Annotated in this window: 16 protein-coding genes and 1 tRNA gene; 4 read left to right on the top strand and 13 right to left on the bottom strand. The window is 69.8% G+C overall.

Annotated elements, in window-relative coordinates:
- Positions 1 to 146: 146 nt before the first annotated feature.
- Both ACAG26_RS11515 and ACAG26_RS11510 read left to right on the top strand, forming a co-directional pair.
- Positions 147 to 220: transfer RNA gene (locus ACAG26_RS11515), tRNA-Arg, on the top strand.
- A gap of 74 nt (positions 221 to 294) precedes the next feature.
- On the top strand, positions 295 to 1,053 hold the full coding sequence (locus ACAG26_RS11510) for an enoyl-CoA hydratase (protein WP_370482288.1): 759 nt from the start codon (positions 295 to 297) through the stop codon (positions 1,051 to 1,053).
- A gap of 120 nt (positions 1,054 to 1,173) precedes the next feature.
- Here ACAG26_RS11510 and ACAG26_RS11505 read toward each other — a convergent pair whose 3' ends face one another.
- The 3 genes from ACAG26_RS11505 to pdhA are packed head-to-tail and all read right to left on the bottom strand — an operon-like array spanning position 1,174 to position 4,503.
- Positions 1,174 to 2,370 (bottom strand): dihydrolipoamide acetyltransferase family protein, encoded by a 1,197-nt coding sequence (locus ACAG26_RS11505; protein ID WP_370482286.1) that lies wholly within the window; start codon positions 2,368 to 2,370, stop codon positions 1,174 to 1,176.
- Entirely contained in the window at positions 2,367 to 3,398 is a 1,032-nt protein-coding gene (locus ACAG26_RS11500; protein WP_370482284.1) for an alpha-ketoacid dehydrogenase subunit beta, read from the bottom strand. Before ACAG26_RS11500 ends, ACAG26_RS11505 begins: the two co-directional genes overlap by 4 nt.
- A 13-nt stretch (positions 3,399 to 3,411) precedes the next feature.
- Positions 3,412 to 4,503 (bottom strand): pyruvate dehydrogenase (acetyl-transferring) E1 component subunit alpha, encoded by a 1,092-nt coding sequence (gene pdhA / locus ACAG26_RS11495; protein ID WP_370482283.1) that lies wholly within the window; start codon positions 4,501 to 4,503, stop codon positions 3,412 to 3,414.
- A 159-nt stretch (positions 4,504 to 4,662) separates the two neighbouring features.
- Between pdhA and ACAG26_RS11490 the strand changes: the two genes are divergently transcribed.
- Both ACAG26_RS11490 and ACAG26_RS11485 read left to right on the top strand, forming a co-directional pair.
- Positions 4,663 to 5,259 (top strand): TetR/AcrR family transcriptional regulator, encoded by a 597-nt coding sequence (locus ACAG26_RS11490; RefSeq protein WP_370482282.1) that lies wholly within the window; start codon positions 4,663 to 4,665, stop codon positions 5,257 to 5,259.
- Positions 5,256 to 6,521 carry a cytochrome P450 gene (locus tag ACAG26_RS11485; RefSeq protein ID WP_370482280.1) on the top strand — a complete coding sequence of 422 codons (1,266 nt, stop codon included), beginning with the start codon at positions 5,256 to 5,258 and terminating at the stop codon, positions 6,519 to 6,521. Before ACAG26_RS11490 ends, ACAG26_RS11485 begins: the two co-directional genes overlap by 4 nt.
- On the opposite strand, the gene ACAG26_RS11480 is transcribed toward ACAG26_RS11485, so the two are convergent.
- The 10 genes from ACAG26_RS11480 to ACAG26_RS11435 all read right to left on the bottom strand — a co-directional run bounded on the left by ACAG26_RS11480 (position 6,518) and on the right by ACAG26_RS11435 (position 16,551).
- On the bottom strand, positions 6,518 to 6,868 hold the full coding sequence (locus tag ACAG26_RS11480; RefSeq protein WP_370482279.1) for a GNAT family N-acetyltransferase: 351 nt from the start codon (positions 6,866 to 6,868) through the stop codon (positions 6,518 to 6,520). The two genes, ACAG26_RS11485 and ACAG26_RS11480, sit on opposite strands and share 4 nt — an antisense overlap.
- A gap of 165 nt (positions 6,869 to 7,033) precedes the next feature.
- The gene (locus ACAG26_RS11475; protein WP_370482278.1) at positions 7,034 to 7,297 is read right to left on the bottom strand and encodes a DUF1778 domain-containing protein; all 264 of its coding nucleotides are present in this window, start codon (positions 7,295 to 7,297) and stop codon (positions 7,034 to 7,036) included.
- Between the two features lie 78 nt (positions 7,298 to 7,375).
- Positions 7,376 to 8,185: a CoA ester lyase gene (locus ACAG26_RS11470; protein ID WP_370482277.1), complete on the bottom strand. Its 810-nt coding sequence runs from the start codon at positions 8,183 to 8,185 to the stop codon at positions 7,376 to 7,378.
- Positions 8,182 to 8,682: a MaoC family dehydratase gene (locus ACAG26_RS11465; protein ID WP_370482276.1), complete on the bottom strand. Its 501-nt coding sequence runs from the start codon at positions 8,680 to 8,682 to the stop codon at positions 8,182 to 8,184. The genes ACAG26_RS11470 and ACAG26_RS11465 overlap by 4 nt, the downstream gene beginning before the upstream one ends.
- Before the next feature lie 53 nt (positions 8,683 to 8,735).
- Positions 8,736 to 9,902, bottom strand: coding sequence for an acyl-CoA dehydrogenase family protein (locus ACAG26_RS11460; RefSeq protein ID WP_370482274.1), 1,167 nt, complete (start codon positions 9,900 to 9,902; stop codon positions 8,736 to 8,738).
- Positions 9,899 to 11,887, bottom strand: coding sequence for a biotin carboxylase N-terminal domain-containing protein (locus ACAG26_RS11455; protein WP_370482272.1), 1,989 nt, complete (start codon positions 11,885 to 11,887; stop codon positions 9,899 to 9,901). The genes ACAG26_RS11460 and ACAG26_RS11455 overlap by 4 nt, the downstream gene beginning before the upstream one ends.
- A 5-nt stretch (positions 11,888 to 11,892) precedes the next feature.
- On the bottom strand, positions 11,893 to 13,473 hold the full coding sequence (locus ACAG26_RS11450) for a carboxyl transferase domain-containing protein (protein ID WP_370482270.1): 1,581 nt from the start codon (positions 13,471 to 13,473) through the stop codon (positions 11,893 to 11,895).
- Positions 13,470 to 14,111 carry a 3-oxoacid CoA-transferase subunit B gene (locus ACAG26_RS11445; RefSeq protein ID WP_370482268.1) on the bottom strand — a complete coding sequence of 214 codons (642 nt, stop codon included), beginning with the start codon at positions 14,109 to 14,111 and terminating at the stop codon, positions 13,470 to 13,472. Before ACAG26_RS11445 ends, ACAG26_RS11450 begins: the two co-directional genes overlap by 4 nt.
- Positions 14,108 to 14,854: a CoA transferase subunit A gene (locus ACAG26_RS11440; protein ID WP_370482266.1), complete on the bottom strand. Its 747-nt coding sequence runs from the start codon at positions 14,852 to 14,854 to the stop codon at positions 14,108 to 14,110. The genes ACAG26_RS11445 and ACAG26_RS11440 overlap by 4 nt, the downstream gene beginning before the upstream one ends.
- Positions 14,855 to 14,925: 71 nt before the next feature.
- Positions 14,926 to 16,551: an AMP-binding protein gene (locus ACAG26_RS11435; protein WP_370482264.1), complete on the bottom strand. Its 1,626-nt coding sequence runs from the start codon at positions 16,549 to 16,551 to the stop codon at positions 14,926 to 14,928.

Genomic DNA, 16,551 nt, shown 5'->3' with positions numbered 1-16,551 from the left:
GTGCGGCGCAGCCGGTTCGGGGCGGCGCGCCTCCACCCATCCCGCCGCCGCGTCACGCTGTTCTCCAAAACCGGCAGCAAGATTTCCGACGGGTGCGGCAGCACCCGGCTGCCCGGTTCCCCGTTGGATAGACTGACCAGCGCATTGCCCCCGTAGCTCAGCTGGATAGAGCACATGATTTCTAATCTTGGGGTCGCAGGTTCGAGTCCTGCCGGGGGCGCCCACCGAGACTGTGTAGCACTCGTCCCGTAGCGTTGTTCGCGCTCATTCGCCGACTCCCGCCGGAGGTGCCCGATGACCCAAGCCGACCTGGTCCGCTACCACGCGGCCGATCGCGTCGCGCTGATCACCGTCAACGACCCGGAGCGGCGCAACGCGGTCACCGCCGCGATGTCGGCGCAGCTGCGTGCCGCCGTGCAGCGGGCCGAGGCCGACCCGGCGGTGCACGCCGTCGTGGTCACCGGGGCGGGCAAGGCGTTTTGCGCTGGCGCGGACCTGAGCGCGCTGGGGGTGGCCGCCGAGCAGGGGCTGCTGGAGCTCTACGACGGTTTCATGGCGGTGGGCGCCTGCTCGCTGCCGACGATCGCGGCGGTCAACGGCGCCGCCGTGGGCGCCGGGCTGAACCTGGCGCTGGCCGCCGACGTGCGCATCGCCGGGCCGGCCGCGCTGTTCGACGCCCGGTTCCAGAAGTTGGGGCTGCACCCCGGCGGCGGCGCCACCTGGATGCTGCAGCGGGCGGTCGGACCGCAGGCCGCCCGGGCCGCGCTGTTGTTCGGTCTGCGGTTTGACGCCGAGGCCGCGGTCCGGCACGGGCTGGCCCTGGCCGCCGCCGACGACCCGGTCGCCGCCGCCCTGGAGCTGGCCGCCGGCCCGGCGGCGGCGCCGCGCGAGGTGGTGCTGGCCACCAAGGCCACCATGCGCGCCACCGCCAGCCCGGGCGCGCTGGACACCGACCAGCACGAGGCGGCGATGCGCACCGAACTCGGCCCGCAGGCCACCTCGGCGCAATCCCCGGAGTTCGCCGCCCGGCTGGCCGCCGCGCGGCGCAAGTAACCGACCCCCTCCCGGCCCCGTCGCCGAGATCGACGCCAGCGCGGAAAAGTCCGAGTAAACACCGCGGTGGTGTCGATCTCGACGCGAAACCCCGCGCTAGCTCGACGCAATAACCCCGCGCTACAGGTCCAGCAGCGCGATCTCGGGCGATTCGATGAGCCCCCGCAGCTCGCTCAGGAAGCCGGCCACCTGCGCGCCGTCGGCGATCCGGTGATCAAACGCGCAGGTCAGCGTCATCTGGGGGCGGATGACGACCGCGTCGTCGACGACCACCGGCCGCGGTTTGAGCGAGCCGATCCCCACGATGGCGGCCTCTGGGGGGTTGATCACCGGCACCCCCTCGTCCATCCCGAGGGCACCGAAATTGGACACGGTGAACGTCGAGCCGCGCAGGTCGGCGGGGGTCAGGGTGCCGGCGTGGGCGTCGCGGATCAGCCGGTCCACGCACGCGGCGAGTTCGCGGGTGGTCTTGGTGTGCGCGTCGGGGACCACCGGCACCAGCAGCCCGCGGGGTGCGGCCACCGCGACACCCAGGTGCACCCCGTGATGGCGGTGCACCCGGGGGCCATCGGCGGTCTCCACCCAGCTGGAGTTGAGGACCTTGTGATGGGTCAGCGCGATGACCAGTAGCCGCAGCGTGAGCACGAACGGGGTGATCGCGGCGTCACCGGCGGCCGCGCCCAGCCGATCCCGCAGCGCCAGCAGTTGGGCGCCGTCGACCTGCACACTGGCGTGCGCGTCCGGGATCTGGCGGCGCGACGCCGTCATCCGCTCGGCCATCGCCGCCTGCACCGCGCCGACCGCCACAATGTCGTAGCCGGCGTCGGGCGCTGCGCCCTGGGCGGCACCGAGCACGGCGTCGCGGGTGATCACCCCGTCCGGGCCGGGCGCCACATCGGCCAGGTCGACACCCAATTCGGCGGCCAGTTTCCGCACCGGGGGCTTGGCCTTGGGCCGCCCGGCCCGGGTGCGGCGGCTGGTGTCGACCGCATCGTCGGCGCCGTAGCCCACCAGCACCGGTCGACGGGTCGGGGTCTTGCCGTTGGGCGCCGCGGGCTGCGGTCCGGTGTCGATGCGGGCCAGCAGGGCGCCGACCGGCAGCACCGCGCCTTCGCCGCCGCCGAGTTCGACGATTCGGCCCGCGTGCGGGCTGGGGATCTCCACGGCGGCTTTCGCGGTCTCCACGGTGCACAGCGTCTGGTTGAGCTGCACCTCATCGCCGACGGCGACGTTCCAGCTCGACACGGTCACCTCGTCGAGGCCCTCACCCAGGTCGGGCACCAAAAATGGTTTGACCCGGTCGGTCTCGGGGGTCACGGCAACTCCAGCGCGCGTTGCACACAGTCCAGCAGCCGATCCGGGCCCGGCAGCCACAGCCGCTCCAGCCGCGCCGGCGGGTACGGGGTGTCAAATCCGCAGGCCCGCAACACCGGTGCCTCCAGCTCGTAGAACAGCTCCTCTTGGATGCGGGCGGCCAGCTCGGCGCCGTAGCCCAGGCTGCGGGGGCCTTCATGCAGCACCACGCACCGGCCGGTGCGCCGGATCGACGCGGCGACGGTGTCAAAGTCCAGCGGCACCAGCGATCTCAGGTCGACGACCTCCAGGTTCCACCCGTGCTGTTCGGCAGCGAGTTCGGCCGCCGACAGGGCGGTGCCGACCAGCGCACCGTAGGTCAACACGGTGACGTCGGCGCCGGCCCGGCGCACCGCCGCCCGCCCGATCGGCGGCGCCGGCCGGCTGAAGTCGACGACGTCGCGGGCCCAGTAGCGGCGCTTGGGCTCCAAAAACATCACCGGGTCCGGGCAGGCGATGGCATGCTGCAACAGCCAGTAGGCGTCCGACGGGGTCGCCGGCACCACCACCTTCAACCCGGCGGTGTGCGTCCAATACGACTCGGTGGACTCCGAATGATGCTCGGCGGCACCGATTCCCCCGAATGACGGGACACGGACCGTGATCGGCATGTCGATCTGGCCGCGGGTGCGGGTCCGGTATTTGGCCACGTGGCTGACCAGCTGGTCGAACGCCGGATAGGTGAATCCGTCGAACTGGATTTCGGGCACCGGCACCAGGCCGCGCAGCGCCATTCCGACCGCGATGCCGATCAGCGCGGACTCCGCCAGTGGGGTGTCGAAACAGCGCTGCTCGCCGAAGGTTTCGGCCAACCCCTCGGTGACCCGGAACACCCCGCCCTGGGCGGCGACGTCGGTGCCGAAGACCAGCACCTTTTCGTCGCCGGCCATCGCGTCGTGCAGCGCCCGGTTCAGCGCCGCCACCATGGTCACCGACTCGGTCGGCGCGCGCACCGTCGTTGCCCGGGTGGGGGGTTCGGCGATCTGGGTCATGCGCGCACCTCCCTCAATCCGCCTGCGCCAGTTCGGCGCGCAGCGCTCGCCGCTGTTCCTCGAGCGCGGGGGTGGTCTCGGCGAACACCGTGGTGAACAGTTCGTCGACGTCGATATCGGGTCCCTCCACCACCGCCGTTCGCAGCTCGGTGCGCAGCCGGTTCACCCGGGCCGCAACGCGGTCCTCCAGCCGCTGGGTCCACAGCCCCTGGCCCTGCAAGTAGGTGCGGTAGCGCGGGATCGGGTCCAGCGCCGTCCAGCGGTCGAATTCGTCCTGGGGGCGGTACCGGGTGGGGTCGTCGGAGGTGGTGTGCGGGCCGAGCCGGTAGGTGACCGCCTCGATCAAGGTGGGTCCGCCGCCGGCCCGGGCCCGCTCGGCGGCCTCGGCCATCACCGCGTAGCAGGCCAGCGGATCGTTGCCGTCGACCCGAATGCCGGGCATGCCATAGCCGATGGCCTTGTGCGCGATCGAGGGGGCGGCGGTCTGGTGGGCGACCGGCACCGAGATCGCCCACTGGTTGTTTTGCACGTAGAACACGCACGGCGCACCGAACACCGCCGCGAAGTTCAGCGCCTCGTGCGCGTCGCCCTCGCTGGTGCCGCCGTCGCCGAGGAAGGCCACCGTGACCGAGTCCTCGCCGAGGCGTTGCGCGGCCATCGCGGCGCCGACCGCGTGCAAGGTCTGGGTGCCCACCGGAACCGAGATCGGGGCGCAGTACTTGTCGGTGAAGCCCAGCCCACCGTTCCAGGTGCCCCGCCAGGCGGCGGCCACGTGGGCGGCCGGGATGCCGCGCACCAAAAACACGCCCAACTCCCGGTACTGGGGGAACAGCCAGTCCGTTTTCCGCAGGCAGGCCGCGGCACCGATCTGGGCGGCCTCCTGTCCGCGGCTGGACGCGAACAGCGCCAGCTCGCCCTGGCGCTGCAGGTTGATCAGTTCGGTGTCCAGCTCGCGGGTGACCACCATCATCTCGTAGAGCCAGCACAGCGTCTCGGGGGGCAGCTCCCGGCGGTAGCGGTCGTCGGTGGTGGGGCGCCCGTCCGCGTCGATCAGCGCCACCGGGTCGAGGTCGATGGCCATCGGTGTCTGACGATTCTCGGCCATACCCGCCTCCTTGGGGCGCTTCTGTCAATTATGCCAGCGAATCCCGAGGGACCGTGCGCACGTTGCGCCGGGCTGTGGACGTGTCGCGGCAGCTCTTGCCAGGCACGCCCAGCAAGCATATGGTTGGACAATCCAAGTGATTGATTGGACGGGCGTCGGATGGCCGACAGTACGCGGGACCGCATCCTCAACGAAGCACTGCGCCTGTTCGCCGACCACGGATATGCCGGCACGTCGGTCGCATCGATCGAAGAGGCCGCCGGGCTGTCACCGCGCTCGGGAGCGCTGTACACCCATTTCGGATCAAAGGAACAGGTGTTGGCCGCCGCCGTCGAGCGCGCCATCCAGACCGCCGACATCAGCTTCACCCTCGCGCCGATGCTGTCGCTGGGTAATTTGGCGGCCGAGCTGACCCTGGTGGCGCGCGGCTCACTGGTGCTGATGACGAACTGGCGTGACCTGATCCGGGTGATGGCCAAAGAGGGCGACCGCTTCCCGGCGGTGATGGCCGAAGCCCGGGACCGGCTGTTCGCCCGGTCGCGTCAGTTCCTGGCTAAGTGGCTCGAAGATAAAGCGCCGCAAGACGGTTCAGTCGAGCGTGACTTTGAGGCCATTACCGCCATTTGGCTCGGGGCGATCGAAAACTATTGGATCGCCGCGTATCTGCACGATGACCGCCCGTTCGGGATCGATGAGGACCGCTTCGTTCGGCAATGGGTCCACACCCTGATGACCGCGATCGGAGCACCGACATGACACCAATCCCCTTCGATTTGAACGACCCAACGGTCATTGCGGACCCCTACCCGCACTATGCACGGCTACGGGACGCGCATCCGGTGTATCACTGCCCGGATCCGGATCTGTGGATCCTCAGCCGCTACGACGACGTGGCGGTCGCGGTCCGCGACGCGACGCGGTTCTCCTCCGACCTGTGCAACGCATCGCGCTTCGCCGACAACCCGTTCAACCCCACTATGAAGGTCCCCGGCCTGCTCGCCCGACTCCTCGGCCGCGTGGCGCCGATCCGCACCCTGCTGACCAGCGATCCGCCGCAGCACACCGAGTTGCGCCGCAAAGTAAGCCGCGCGTTCACCCCGCGACGAATCGCCGCCTGGGAACCCCGGATCCAAGACATCGCCGACCGCCTGGTCGGCGACATCGCCGCCAAGCCCGACGGCGCCCCGATCGATCTCGTCACCGACCTGGCCTCCCCGCTGCCGACGATCGTCATCGCCGAGATGATGGGCATTCCCGCCGAGCGCCACGACGACTTCAAACGCTGGTCGGACAATCTGGTCAACGGGCTGCTCACCGACGGCAGCAAGACCAAGATGGTGGCCAGCGCGGTCGCAATCGCATGGTTTTTCGCCCGCACGGTGCGCACCCGCCGCCGCAACCCGGGCGACGACCTGGTCAGCTTGCTGGTCACCGGCGATCGCGACACCGAGGCGCTGAGCCTGGCCGAACTGATCAATTTCTGTGTGCTGCTGTTGGTCGCCGGCAACGAGACGACCACCAACCTGATCTCCAACGCGATGCTGGCGCTCTTGGACCGGCCGACTGTATGGCAGCAGCTCAGCGCCGAACCATCCTTGGCCGCGGCCGCGGTGGAAGAGACGCTGCGCTTTGACGGGCCCGGGCAAGGCCTGCTCCGCATCGCCACCGCCGACATCATGATCGCCGGCACCACCATCCCCGCCGGCGCCCGGGTGCTGCCCCTGATCGGGTCCGCGAACCGCGACCCCCGCCGTTGGGACAACCCGGACGAGTTCCGCCTCGACCGAAAACCCGGCGAGCACATCGCGTTTGGTTCCGGCATCCACTTTTGCCTCGGCAATGCGCTGGCTCGCATGGAAAGCCGCGCAGCGATCGAGACGCTGGCGCGACGGCTGCCGCACCTGGCCCGCGCCGGCGTGCCGACCCGGATCGGCAGCCCCGTGCTGCGCGGACACCGGTCACTGCCGGTCGCCGTCGAACACCGCTCGCAGGCCGCGGTCACGCGGAGCGGCGGTTAGGCGTCGAACTCAACATCAGCTTCGAGGTCGCTGATTTTTCGCACCATGCGCATCGAAGCCTGGGCCGGTACGCGACTAAAGCCGTAGTGTTCGTAGAAGCCAACGGCCGCATCGTCGATGGCGTCGACCACGAGGTAGCGCGCGGCGACGATGCGCGTCGCGGCCAGCACGCGAAGGTAGGCGTCGAACAGTAACTGCCCGCCCAGCCCCTGGCCGTGCAATCGCCGGTCCAACGCCAGCTTGCCAAGCAGCACCGCGGGCATCCGCTCCGGCATACCCCGGGACAGCCGCCGTAGTAGGTCGGTCGCGACGATCTCGTGCGCTGACAGCGTGAAGTAGCCCAGCACTACGGGGTCGCCAGACTCCGTCCATACGAACACTTGCGTGGTGCGTTTGGCTTGTGCGGTTCTCGCATGCCGGGTCAACCACGCACTGAGCACCGTGTTCCCGCAGTCGAACTCCTCAGTGGCGAATCGTTCGTCGTACCTCGAGCAGACGAACACCGGGCCGGCTCACTCGTGCTGGGAGACCCGCGCCGAGCGGGCGATTCGTCGCATCGCCGCATTAGGGCGTGGCGGCTCAGACAGCGCATCGAACATCGCATCGAAGAAGTCGGCCGGGACAGTCGTCTGCCGGGACAGGACCGCGTCCGCTCGTTCCTCGGCGGCAGAGAGCACAAACTCGGTCAGCGTTTCGCGCTCTAGTTCCGCTGCCGAGCGCAGCCGCGCCTGCGTGTCGGCGCGAACCCTGAAATGGAGCCGTTCGGTGCTTGTCATGTCAGTTCGCCTCTGTACGCCAACTGTACATACAACATGGCTGAACTCGCTACCGCCGTTGCCGGACCAAGACCTGCGCTACTCCGCACGGCGCAGGATCGCCTCGGCGTGCCGCAGCACCGGGGAGTCCACCATCTGGCCTTCGAACGCGAACACGCCGCGCTCGTGCTGGGCGGCGGCCAGCACCCGACGCGCCCAGTCGACCTTGTCCGGCGCCGGGCGGTAAGCGTTGCGCACCACCGGGATCTGGCTGGGGTGGATGCACACGGTGGCGTCGAACCCCACCGCCGCACCGTCAAGTGCCTCGGCCTCCAAACCGGCCAGATCCGCGATGTCCAGGTGCACGGCGTCCAACGCCATCCGCCCGAACGCCGAGGCGGCCAGCAGCGCCGTGGAGCGCACGTGGCGGGCCACATCCCGGTAGCCGCCGTCGGCGCGCCGGCTGGACCCGCCGCCCAGCGCGGCCACCAGGTCTTCGGCGCCCCACATCAACGCCACGGTGGCCTCGGCGGCGGCGATTTCGGTGGCGAACACCGCCGCGCGCGGGGTCTCGATCAACGCGATCACCGCGCGCGGCGCCAGCGCGGTGACCTGGGCGCCAGATTCGGTTTTGGCCAGCATCACCGTGGTGTAGCCGGTGTGCGCCAGCGCCTCCAGGTCGCGGGCCTGATCCTCGGTGCCGGCCGGGTTGACCCGCACCACGGTGCGCGCCGGGTCCAGCGGGGTGTCGAGCAGCGCCTTGCGGGCGGCGGGCCGGTCGGCGGCCGCAACCCCGTCTTCGAGGTCAAGGATCACCACGTCGGCGGCCGCGGCGGCCTTGGCGAACCGCTCCGGACGGTCGGCCGGGCAAAACAACCACGCCGGGCCGGCCGCACGCAGGCTACTCATGCCGGGACCTCGGCGGGCCGCTTGCGCACCAGGGTGGTGCGCACCGCGCGCGCCACCACCTCACCGTCCTGGTTGCGTCCGATGTGCTCGAGGGTGACGATGCCCTCCCCGGGGCGGCTTTTGGATTCCCGCTTGTCGGTGCACACGGTCTCGGCGTACAGGGTGTCGCCGTGGAACACCGGTTTGGGGAAGGACACCTCGGTGAAACCCAGGTTCGCCACGATGGTGCCCAACGTCAGCTGCGCCACCGACAGTCCCACCAGCGTGGACAGCGTCAGCATCGAATTCACCAGCCGCTCCCCCCGAAAACCGGGCTGCTGCCCGGCCCACGCCGCATCCAGGTGCAGCGACTGGGTGTTCATCGTCAACGTGGTGAACAACACGTTGTCGGCTTCGGTCAGCGTGCGCCCGGGCCGATGCGCGTAGGTGGTGCCGATCTCGTATTCCTCGAACCACAGCCCACGCTGCTCGACGGTTTTTCCCGCGCCGAGTGGCATTCCTGCGACGCGACGCGCCGACGAACCGTCGTCAGATTGGCGCTCGCGGGCGGTCACGCGAGCCCCAATGATCGCGCGATAAGCATGAGTTGCACCTCCGTTGTGCCCTCTCCGATCTCAAGGATCTTGGAATCCCGGTAGTGCCGCGCCACCGGGTACTCGTTCATGAAACCGTAGCCGCCGTGAATCTGGGTGGCGTCGCGGGCGTTGTCCATCGCCGCCTCCGAGCTCACCATCTTGGCGATCGCCGCCTCCTTCTTGAACGGCTGGCCCGCCAGCATCTTGGCCGCCGCATCGTAGTAGGCGGTGCGCGCGACGTGGGCCCGCGCCTCCATCCGGGCGATCTTGAAGCTGATCGCTTGATACGACCCGATCGGCTGGCCGAACGATTCCCGTTCGCCGGCGTACTTCACGCTTTCGTCGACGCAGCCCTGCGCCACCCCGGTGGCCAGCGCCGCGATCGCGATGCGGCCCTCGTCGAGGATGGACAGGAAGTTCGCATACCCGGTGCCGCGGGCGCCCAGCAGGTTCTCCTCGGGCACCCGGGCGTCGGCGAACGTCAACGGGTGGGTGTCCGAGGCGTTCCAGCCGACCTTGTTGTAGGTCGGCTCCACGGTGAATCCCGGTGTGCCGGACGGGACGATGATCGTGGAGATCTCTTTCTTGCCGTCGGCGCGGGTTCCGGTGACCGCGGTGACGGTGACCGCGGAGGTGATGTCGGTGCCCGAGTTGGTGATGAACTGCTTGGACCCGTTGATCACCCACTCCCCGCCGTCCAGCCGGGCGGTGGTGCGGGTACCGCCGGCGTCGGAGCCCGCCCCCGGTTCGGTGAGCCCGAACGCCGCCAGCGCGGTGCCGGCGGTCAGCGCCGGCAGCCACTGCTGTTTTTGCCGCTCGGTGCCGAACCGGTAGATCGGCATCGCGCCCAGGCTGACCCCGGCTTCCAGCGTGATCGCCACCGACTGGTCGACCTTGCCGAGTTCCTCCAGCGCCAGCGCCAGCGCGAAGTAGTCGCCGCCCATGCCGCCGTACTGTTCGGGGAACGGCAGGCCGAACAGCCCCATCTCCCCCATCTTGGCGATGACCTGGTACGGGAAGCTGTGCTCCTCATCGTGTTTGGCCGCCACCGGCGCGACCACGGTGCGCGCGAAGTCGGCCACCGTGTCGCGTAGTTCCTGGTATTCGTTGGGCAGTGTGGCCGTGGTGATGCTCGTCGTCATGGCTTCTCGTCCTCTTCCGCGTTCTCCGGGATCAGTCGCGCCAACACCTGGTCCACCGTGACCTGGTCGCCGACCGACACCAGCACGTCGACCCGGCCGGCGATCGGCGCGGTCAGCGTGTGTTCCATCTTCATCGCCTCGACCACCACCACCGCGGCCCCGTCGGGGATCTCGGCGCCCGAGGTGACGTGCACGGCGATCACGCTGCCGGGCATCGGGCTGACGATCTCGGCCTGCCGCGGGCCAACGGACCGGACCACGGTGCTCTCCTCGGCCTCCCGCAGCTGCCAGGTGCCCCGCTCGTCGGCGATCCACAGGTGCCGGTCCGCCTCGGCCACCGCGAAGCACCGGCGCACCCCGTCCAGCGTGACACTCAGCTGACCGTCGCGCAGTTGCGCGCTGGCGCAGCCGATCTCACCGTCGCCGACCTGTACCCGCGCCGACTCCGGCAGCCCCCACACCGAGACCGTCTCGGTGCGCAGCGGAGTCTGCATGGCGGTGCGCACCGGTGCGGCGTCGCCGACCCGCCACCCGCTGGGCGCCGCCCACAGGTTTCCGCCCGCCCGGCGCGCCAGCGCGCACTGGCGATACAGGCCGCCGGCGGCCAGCACGTCGTCGGGCGCCGGCGTCGGCGCGAAGTCGGCCAGCCGCTGATCCAGCAATCCGGTGTCCAGGTCCCCGGCGGTCACCCGCGCGTCGGCCAGCAGGAAACGCAGAAACTCGATGTTGGTCTGCACCCCGAGCACCGCGGTCTGGGCCAGCGCCGCATCCAGCCGTGCCAGCGCTTCGGCGCGGTCGGCGCCGTGCGCGATCACCTTGGCCAGCATCGGGTCGTAGTCGCTGCCCACCACGGTGCCCGGCTGCAGCGACGAGTCCACCCGCACCCCGGGCCCGCCGGGGTCGACGACGTCGAGCACCCGCCCGCCGGTGGGCAGGAATTCGCGCGCCGGGTCCTCGGCGTAGACCCGGGCTTCGATGGCGTGGCCGCGCAGCTCGATGTCGTCCTGGGTGAACGGCAGCTTCTCCCCGGCCGCCACCCGCAGCTGCCACTCCACCAGGTCCAGGCCGGTGACGGCCTCGGTGACCGGATGCTCGACCTGCAGCCGGGTGTTCATCTCCATGAAGAAAAACTCGTCGGGGCGGTCAGCGGAGACGATGAACTCCACCGTGCCGGCGCCCAGGTAGTCGACGCTGCGGGCGGTGTTGCAGGCCGCCGCGCCGATCCGCGCCCGGGTGCCCGGGTCCAGCAGCGGCGACGGCGCCTCTTCGATGACCTTCTGGTGGCGGCGCTGCAGGCTGCATTCGCGCTCCCCCAGGTGCACCACATTGCCCTGGGCGTCGGCGAGCACCTGCACCTCGATATGCCTGGGGCGCAGCACGAACCGCTCCACAAACAGCGTGTCGTCGCCGAACGACGACGCCGCCTCCCGCCGCGCCCCGACCAGGGCCGGCCGCAGCTGCGCGGGGTCCTCGACCAGCCGCATGCCCTTGCCGCCGCCGCCGGCCGACGGTTTGACCAGCACCGGATAACCCACCTGCTCGGCCGCGGCGACCAGGTCGTCGTCGGTCAGGCCGGGCCGCGCCACCCCGGGCACCACCGGCACATCGAAGGCCGCGACGGCGTTCTTGGCGGCGATCTTGTCGCCCATCACCTCGATGGCGCGCGCCGACGGGCCCAAAAAGACCACCCCGGCGCGCTCGCAGGCCGCGGCGAAATCCGCGTTCTCCGAGAGGAACCCGTAGCCGGGGTGGATGGCCTGCGCGCCGGCTCGCGCGGCGGCGTCGAGCACCTTGTCGATGTGCAGGTAGCTTTCGCGGGCCGGGGCCGGCCCCAGCCGCACCGCGGTGTCGGCCTCGCACACGTGCCGGGCGCCGGCGTCGGCGTCGCTGTAGACCGCCACCGACCTGATGCCCAGTCGCCGCAACGTGGCGATCACCCGCACCGCGATCTCGCCGCGGTTGGCCACCAACACCGTATTGAACATGCCGCTCACATCCGGAAAACGCCGTAGGAAACCGGGTCCAGCGGCGCGTTCGCGCACACCGAAAGCGCAAGGCCCACCACGGTTCTGGTCTGGGCCGGGTCGATGATGCCGTCGTCCCACAGCCGCGCGGTCGAATAGTACGGGTTGCCTTGGGCTTCATATTGGTCGCGGATGGGCGCCTTGAACTGCTCTTGCTGCTCGGCGGTCCACGGGGTGCCGGCCGCGTCGAGCTGGTCGCCGCGCACCGTGGCCAGCACCGACGCGGCCTGCTCACCGCCCATCACCGAGATCCGGGCGTTGGGCCACATCCACAGAAACCGCGGCGAATACGCCCGCCCGCACATCGAGTAGTTGCCCGCGCCGTAGGAGCCGCCGATCACCACGGTCAGCTTCGGCACCCGGGCGCAGGCCACCGCGGTGACCATCTTGGCGCCGTGTTTGGCGATGCCGCCGGCCTCGTAGTCGCGGCCCACCATGAACCCGGCGATGTTCTGCAGGAACAGCAGCGGGGTGCGGCGTTTGTCGCACAGCTGGATGAAATGCGCGCCCTTGACGGCGGATTCGCCGAACAGCACCCCGTTGTTGGCGATGATGCCGACCGGATGACCGTGGATGCGGGCGAAGCCGGTCACCAGCGTCTTGCCGTATTCGGCCTTGAACTCGGCGAATTCGCTGCCGTCGACCAGCCGGGTGATCACCTCGTGCACGTCGTAGGGCACCCGCGGGTCCGGCGGCACCACGTCGTACAGCTCGGTCGCCGGGTGCTGCGGTTCTCGCGTGCGGGTCACCTCCCAGGGGGTGGGTTCGCGCGGCCCGAAGGTGTTCACGATCCGGCGCACGATGCGCAGCGCGTGCTCGTCGTCGTCGGCCAGGTGGTCGGTGACCCCGGAGACCCGGGAGTGCAACTCGCCGCCGCCGAGTTCTTCGGCGGTGACGATCTCGCCGGTGGCGGCCTTGACCAGCGGCGGGCCGCCCAAAAAGATCGTGCCCTGCTCGCGGACGATGACGGCTTCGTCGCTCATCGCCGGCACGTAGGCGCCGCCGGCGGTGCACGAGCCGAGCACCGCGGCCACCTGCGGGATGCCCCGGGCGCTCATCGTGGCCTGGTTGTAGAAGATCCGCCCGAAGTGCTCGCGGTCCGGGAACACCTCGTCTTGGCGGGGCAAAAACGCGCCGCCGGAGTCCACCAAATACAGGCACGGCAGCCGGTTGCCCAGCGCCACCTCCTGGGCGCGCAGGTGCTTTTTGACGGTCATCGGGTAGTAGGTGCCGCCCTTGACCGTCGCGTCATTGGCGACGATCACGCATTCCCGCCCCGACACCCGCCCGATGCCGGTGATGATGCCGGCACCGGGGCATTCGTCGTCGTACATGCCGCCGGCGGCCAGCGGCGCCAGCTCCAGAAACGGGCTGCCCGCATCCAGCAGCCGGTCCACCCGGTCGCGGGGCAACAACTTGCCGCGCGCGACGTGACGCGCCCGGGCCTTCTCGCTGCCGCCGCGGGCCGCGGACGCGAGCTTGGCGTTTAGCTCGGCCACCAGCCGACGGTGCTCGTCGGCGAACGACTCGACTGCCACCGTTGTCATGGTGTGGCCGGAAGCGTCAGCGGCGGTTCGGTTTTGGCGATGACCTCGTCGACGGACACCCCGGGCGCGGTCTCCACCAGGTGCAGACCGTGGTCGCCGACGTCGATGACGGCCAGGTCGGTGATGATGCGGTTCACGCAGCGCGCCCCGGTCAGCGGCAGGCTGCAGTGTTCGACGATCTTGGGGTTGCCGTCATTCGTGTGCTCCATCATCACGATCACCCGCCGCGCCCCGTGCACCAGGTCCATCGCCCCGCCCATGCCCTTGATCATCTTGCCCGGGATCATCCAGTTGGCCAGGTCGCCGACGGCCGAGACCTGCATGGCGCCCAGCACCGCGACGTCGAGGTGCCCGCCGCGGATGATCCCGAACGAGGCCGACGACGAGAAGAACGACGCGCCGGGCCGGGTCGTCACCGTTTCCTTGCCGGCGTTGATCAGGTCCGCGTCCAAATCTTCGCGGCGCGGATACGGCCCCACACCCAGGATGCCGTTCTCCGAATGCAAGACGACGGTCACCCCGGCCGGAATGTGGTTGGGGATCAGCGTGGGCAGGCCGATGCCAAGGTTGACGTACTGCCCGTCGCGCAGCTCGGCGGCCACCCGCGCGGCCAGCTCATCACGGCTCCAACCCGTCATGATCGCACCGTCTCCTTTTCGATTCGCTTCACCGGGTTGGGCACATGCACCACCCGGTGCACGTGAATACCCGGGGTGTGCACCTGCGCGGGGTCGATCTCGCCGGGCTCGACGAGGTGCTCGACCTCGGCGATGGTGATCCGGCCCGCCGCCGCACAGTCCGGGTTGAAGTTGGCCGCCGCTTCGCGGTAGACCAGGTTGCCGTGCCGGTCGCCCTGGAAGGCGTGCACCAGGGCGAAGTCGGTGCGGATCGCGTGCTCCAGAACGTAAGTGCGCCCGTCGAATTCCCGGGTCTCCTTGGCGGGCGAGGGCACCGCCACCGCACCGGAGGAATCGTAACGCCACGGCAAGCCGCCGTCGGCGACCTGCGTGCCGACCCCGCTGGGGGTATAGAACGCCGGGATGCCGACCCCACCGGCGCGCAGCCGCTCGGCCAGCGTGCCCTGCGGGGTCAACTCCACCTCGAGCTCACCGGACAAAAACTGCCGGGCGAATTCCTTGTTCTCACCGACATAGGAGCTGACCGTGCGCCGGATCCGTTTGTGCTCCAACAGCAGGCCCAGGCCGATCCCGTCGACACCGCAGTTGTTCGACACCGTCTCCAGATCGCGGACGCCCAACTCCAGCAGCGCCGCGATCAGCGCCTCGGGGACGCCGCACAGCCCGAACCCGCCGACGGCCAGCGACGACCCGTCGGTCACATCGGCGACGGCCTCCGCCGCCGTGGCCACGACCTTGTCCATCGCCACCCGCCTCTCGATTTCAGTTAATAATCATTAACTGACAGTGACAATAGCATTCCCGCGCCCCGCTGTCAGCCGCTCAGGTACTCGACGGCCTGGGCGCGCATCAGGTCTTTGCGGATTTTCCCGGTGACCGTCATCGGGAACTCGTCGACCACGCGCAGGTAGCGCGGGATCTTGAAGTGCGCGAGCCGCCCGGTGCAGAACGCGCGCAGCCCCTCGACCGTCAGCTCCGGGGCCCCGTCCCGCAGTGTGACCACCGCCATCAGCTCCTCCCCGTACACCGCGTCGGGCACCCCGATGACCTGGGCGTCCACCACGTCGGGATGGGTGTAGAGGAACTCCTCGATCTCGCGGGGGTAGATGTTCTCCCCGCCCCGGATCACCATGTCCTTGATCCGGCCGGTGATCTGCACATAGCCGTCGTCATCCATGGTCGCCAGATCCCCGCTGTGCATCCAGCCGTCGGCGTCGATGACCTGCGCGGTCTTGTCCGGCTCGTTCCAATAGCCGGTCATCACCGAATAGCCGCGGGTGCAGAACTCGCCCACCGCTCCGCGCGGCACCCTCGCCCCGGTGTCCGGGTCGATCACCTTGATCTCCAGGTGTGGGCACACCCGCCCGACGGTGCTCACCCGCCGCGCCAGCGAGTCATCGGCCCGGGTTTGGGTGGACACCGGCGCGGTTTCGGTCATGCCGTAACAGATGGCCACCTCGGCCATGTGCATGCGTTCGATCACGGTGCGCATCACCGTCTCCGGGCACGGCGAGCCGGCCATGATCCCGGTGCGCAAGCTGGTCAGGTCGTAGCCGGCGAAATCCGGCGCGCCCAGCTCGGCGATGAACATCGTCGGCACCCCGTACAGGCTGGTGCACCGCTCGTCGTGCACCGCGCGCAACGTGGCGACCGGATCGAAACCCGGTCCCGGAATCACCATGGCCGCACCGTGACTGGTGGCCGCCAGATTGCCCAGCACCATCCCGAAGCAGTGATAGAACGGCACCGGGATGCACACCCGGTCGGCCTCGGTGTAGCCCAGCAGCTCCCCCACCAAATAACCGTTGTTGAGGATGTTGCGGTGGCTCAGCGTCGCGCCCTTCGGGTATCCCGTTGTGCCCGAGGTGTACTGGATGTTGATCGGATCGCGCGCAGCCAGCCGTGACGCGATCTGCGCCAACATCGGCGGGTCGGCTTGGGCACCGGATAGCTCATCCCAGCGGCGGCTGTCGAAAAACACCACCTCCCCCAGCTCCGGGCACCGCGGCGCCACCTCGGCCAGCATCGCAACGTAGTCGGAGCCCTTGAAGCCGGGGGCCGCGATCACCATCGCCGGACCGGACTGGCGCAGCGCGTATTCCAGCTCATGACCCCGGTAGGCCGGGTTGATCGTCACCAGCAGCGCGCCGATCTCGGCGGTCGCGTACTGCACCAGCACCCATTCCCACCGGTTCGGCGCCCAGATCCCCACCCGGTCACCGGGTCCGATCCCGGCGTGCACCAGCCCGGTGGCCAACCGGCGCACCTCGGCGAGCAGCTCGGCGTAACTCCACCGGCGCCCGGCCGCCACGTCGACCAGCGCCGCCCGCTGCGGGAACCGCGCCGCGGTGGCCGCCAGGTTGGCGCCGATCGTCGTCTCCAGCAACGCCGGGTGGGTCTGCCCGCGGGCGTAGGAATCCGCCGCCACGTCGTCCTCCAC

The sequence above is a fragment of the Mycobacterium sp. pUA109 genome (assembly GCF_041287095.1).
Lineage (GTDB): Bacteria > Actinomycetota > Actinomycetes > Mycobacteriales > Mycobacteriaceae > Mycobacterium.
Note: the sequence above shows the minus strand (reverse complement) of the source record. Positions and strands in the feature narration are given on the sequence as shown.

Bases quoted from the DNA above. Each gene is read 5' to 3' on its own strand.
- ACAG26_RS11510 (WP_370482288.1), top strand. From the start codon at position 295: ATGACCCAAGCCGACCTGGTCCGCTACCACGCGGCCGATCGCGTCGCG.
- ACAG26_RS11500 (WP_370482284.1), bottom strand. From the start codon at position 3,398: ATGACCCAGATCGCCGAACCCCCCACCCGGGCAACGACGGTGCGCGCG.
- pdhA (WP_370482283.1), bottom strand. From the start codon at position 4,503: ATGGCCGAGAATCGTCAGACACCGATGGCCATCGACCTCGACCCGGTG.
- ACAG26_RS11490 (WP_370482282.1), top strand. From the start codon at position 4,663: ATGGCCGACAGTACGCGGGACCGCATCCTCAACGAAGCACTGCGCCTG.
- ACAG26_RS11485 (WP_370482280.1), top strand. From the start codon at position 5,256: ATGACACCAATCCCCTTCGATTTGAACGACCCAACGGTCATTGCGGAC.
- ACAG26_RS11475 (WP_370482278.1), bottom strand. From the start codon at position 7,297: ATGACAAGCACCGAACGGCTCCATTTCAGGGTTCGCGCCGACACGCAG.
- ACAG26_RS11470 (WP_370482277.1), bottom strand. From the start codon at position 8,185: ATGAGTAGCCTGCGTGCGGCCGGCCCGGCGTGGTTGTTTTGCCCGGCC.
- ACAG26_RS11465 (WP_370482276.1), bottom strand. From the start codon at position 8,682: ATGCCACTCGGCGCGGGAAAAACCGTCGAGCAGCGTGGGCTGTGGTTC.
- ACAG26_RS11460 (WP_370482274.1), bottom strand. From the start codon at position 9,902: ATGACGACGAGCATCACCACGGCCACACTGCCCAACGAATACCAGGAA.
- ACAG26_RS11455 (WP_370482272.1), bottom strand. From the start codon at position 11,887: ATGTTCAATACGGTGTTGGTGGCCAACCGCGGCGAGATCGCGGTGCGG.
- ACAG26_RS11450 (WP_370482270.1), bottom strand. From the start codon at position 13,473: ATGACAACGGTGGCAGTCGAGTCGTTCGCCGACGAGCACCGTCGGCTG.
- ACAG26_RS11445 (WP_370482268.1), bottom strand. From the start codon at position 14,111: ATGACGGGTTGGAGCCGTGATGAGCTGGCCGCGCGGGTGGCCGCCGAG.
- ACAG26_RS11440 (WP_370482266.1), bottom strand. From the start codon at position 14,854: ATGGACAAGGTCGTGGCCACGGCGGCGGAGGCCGTCGCCGATGTGACC.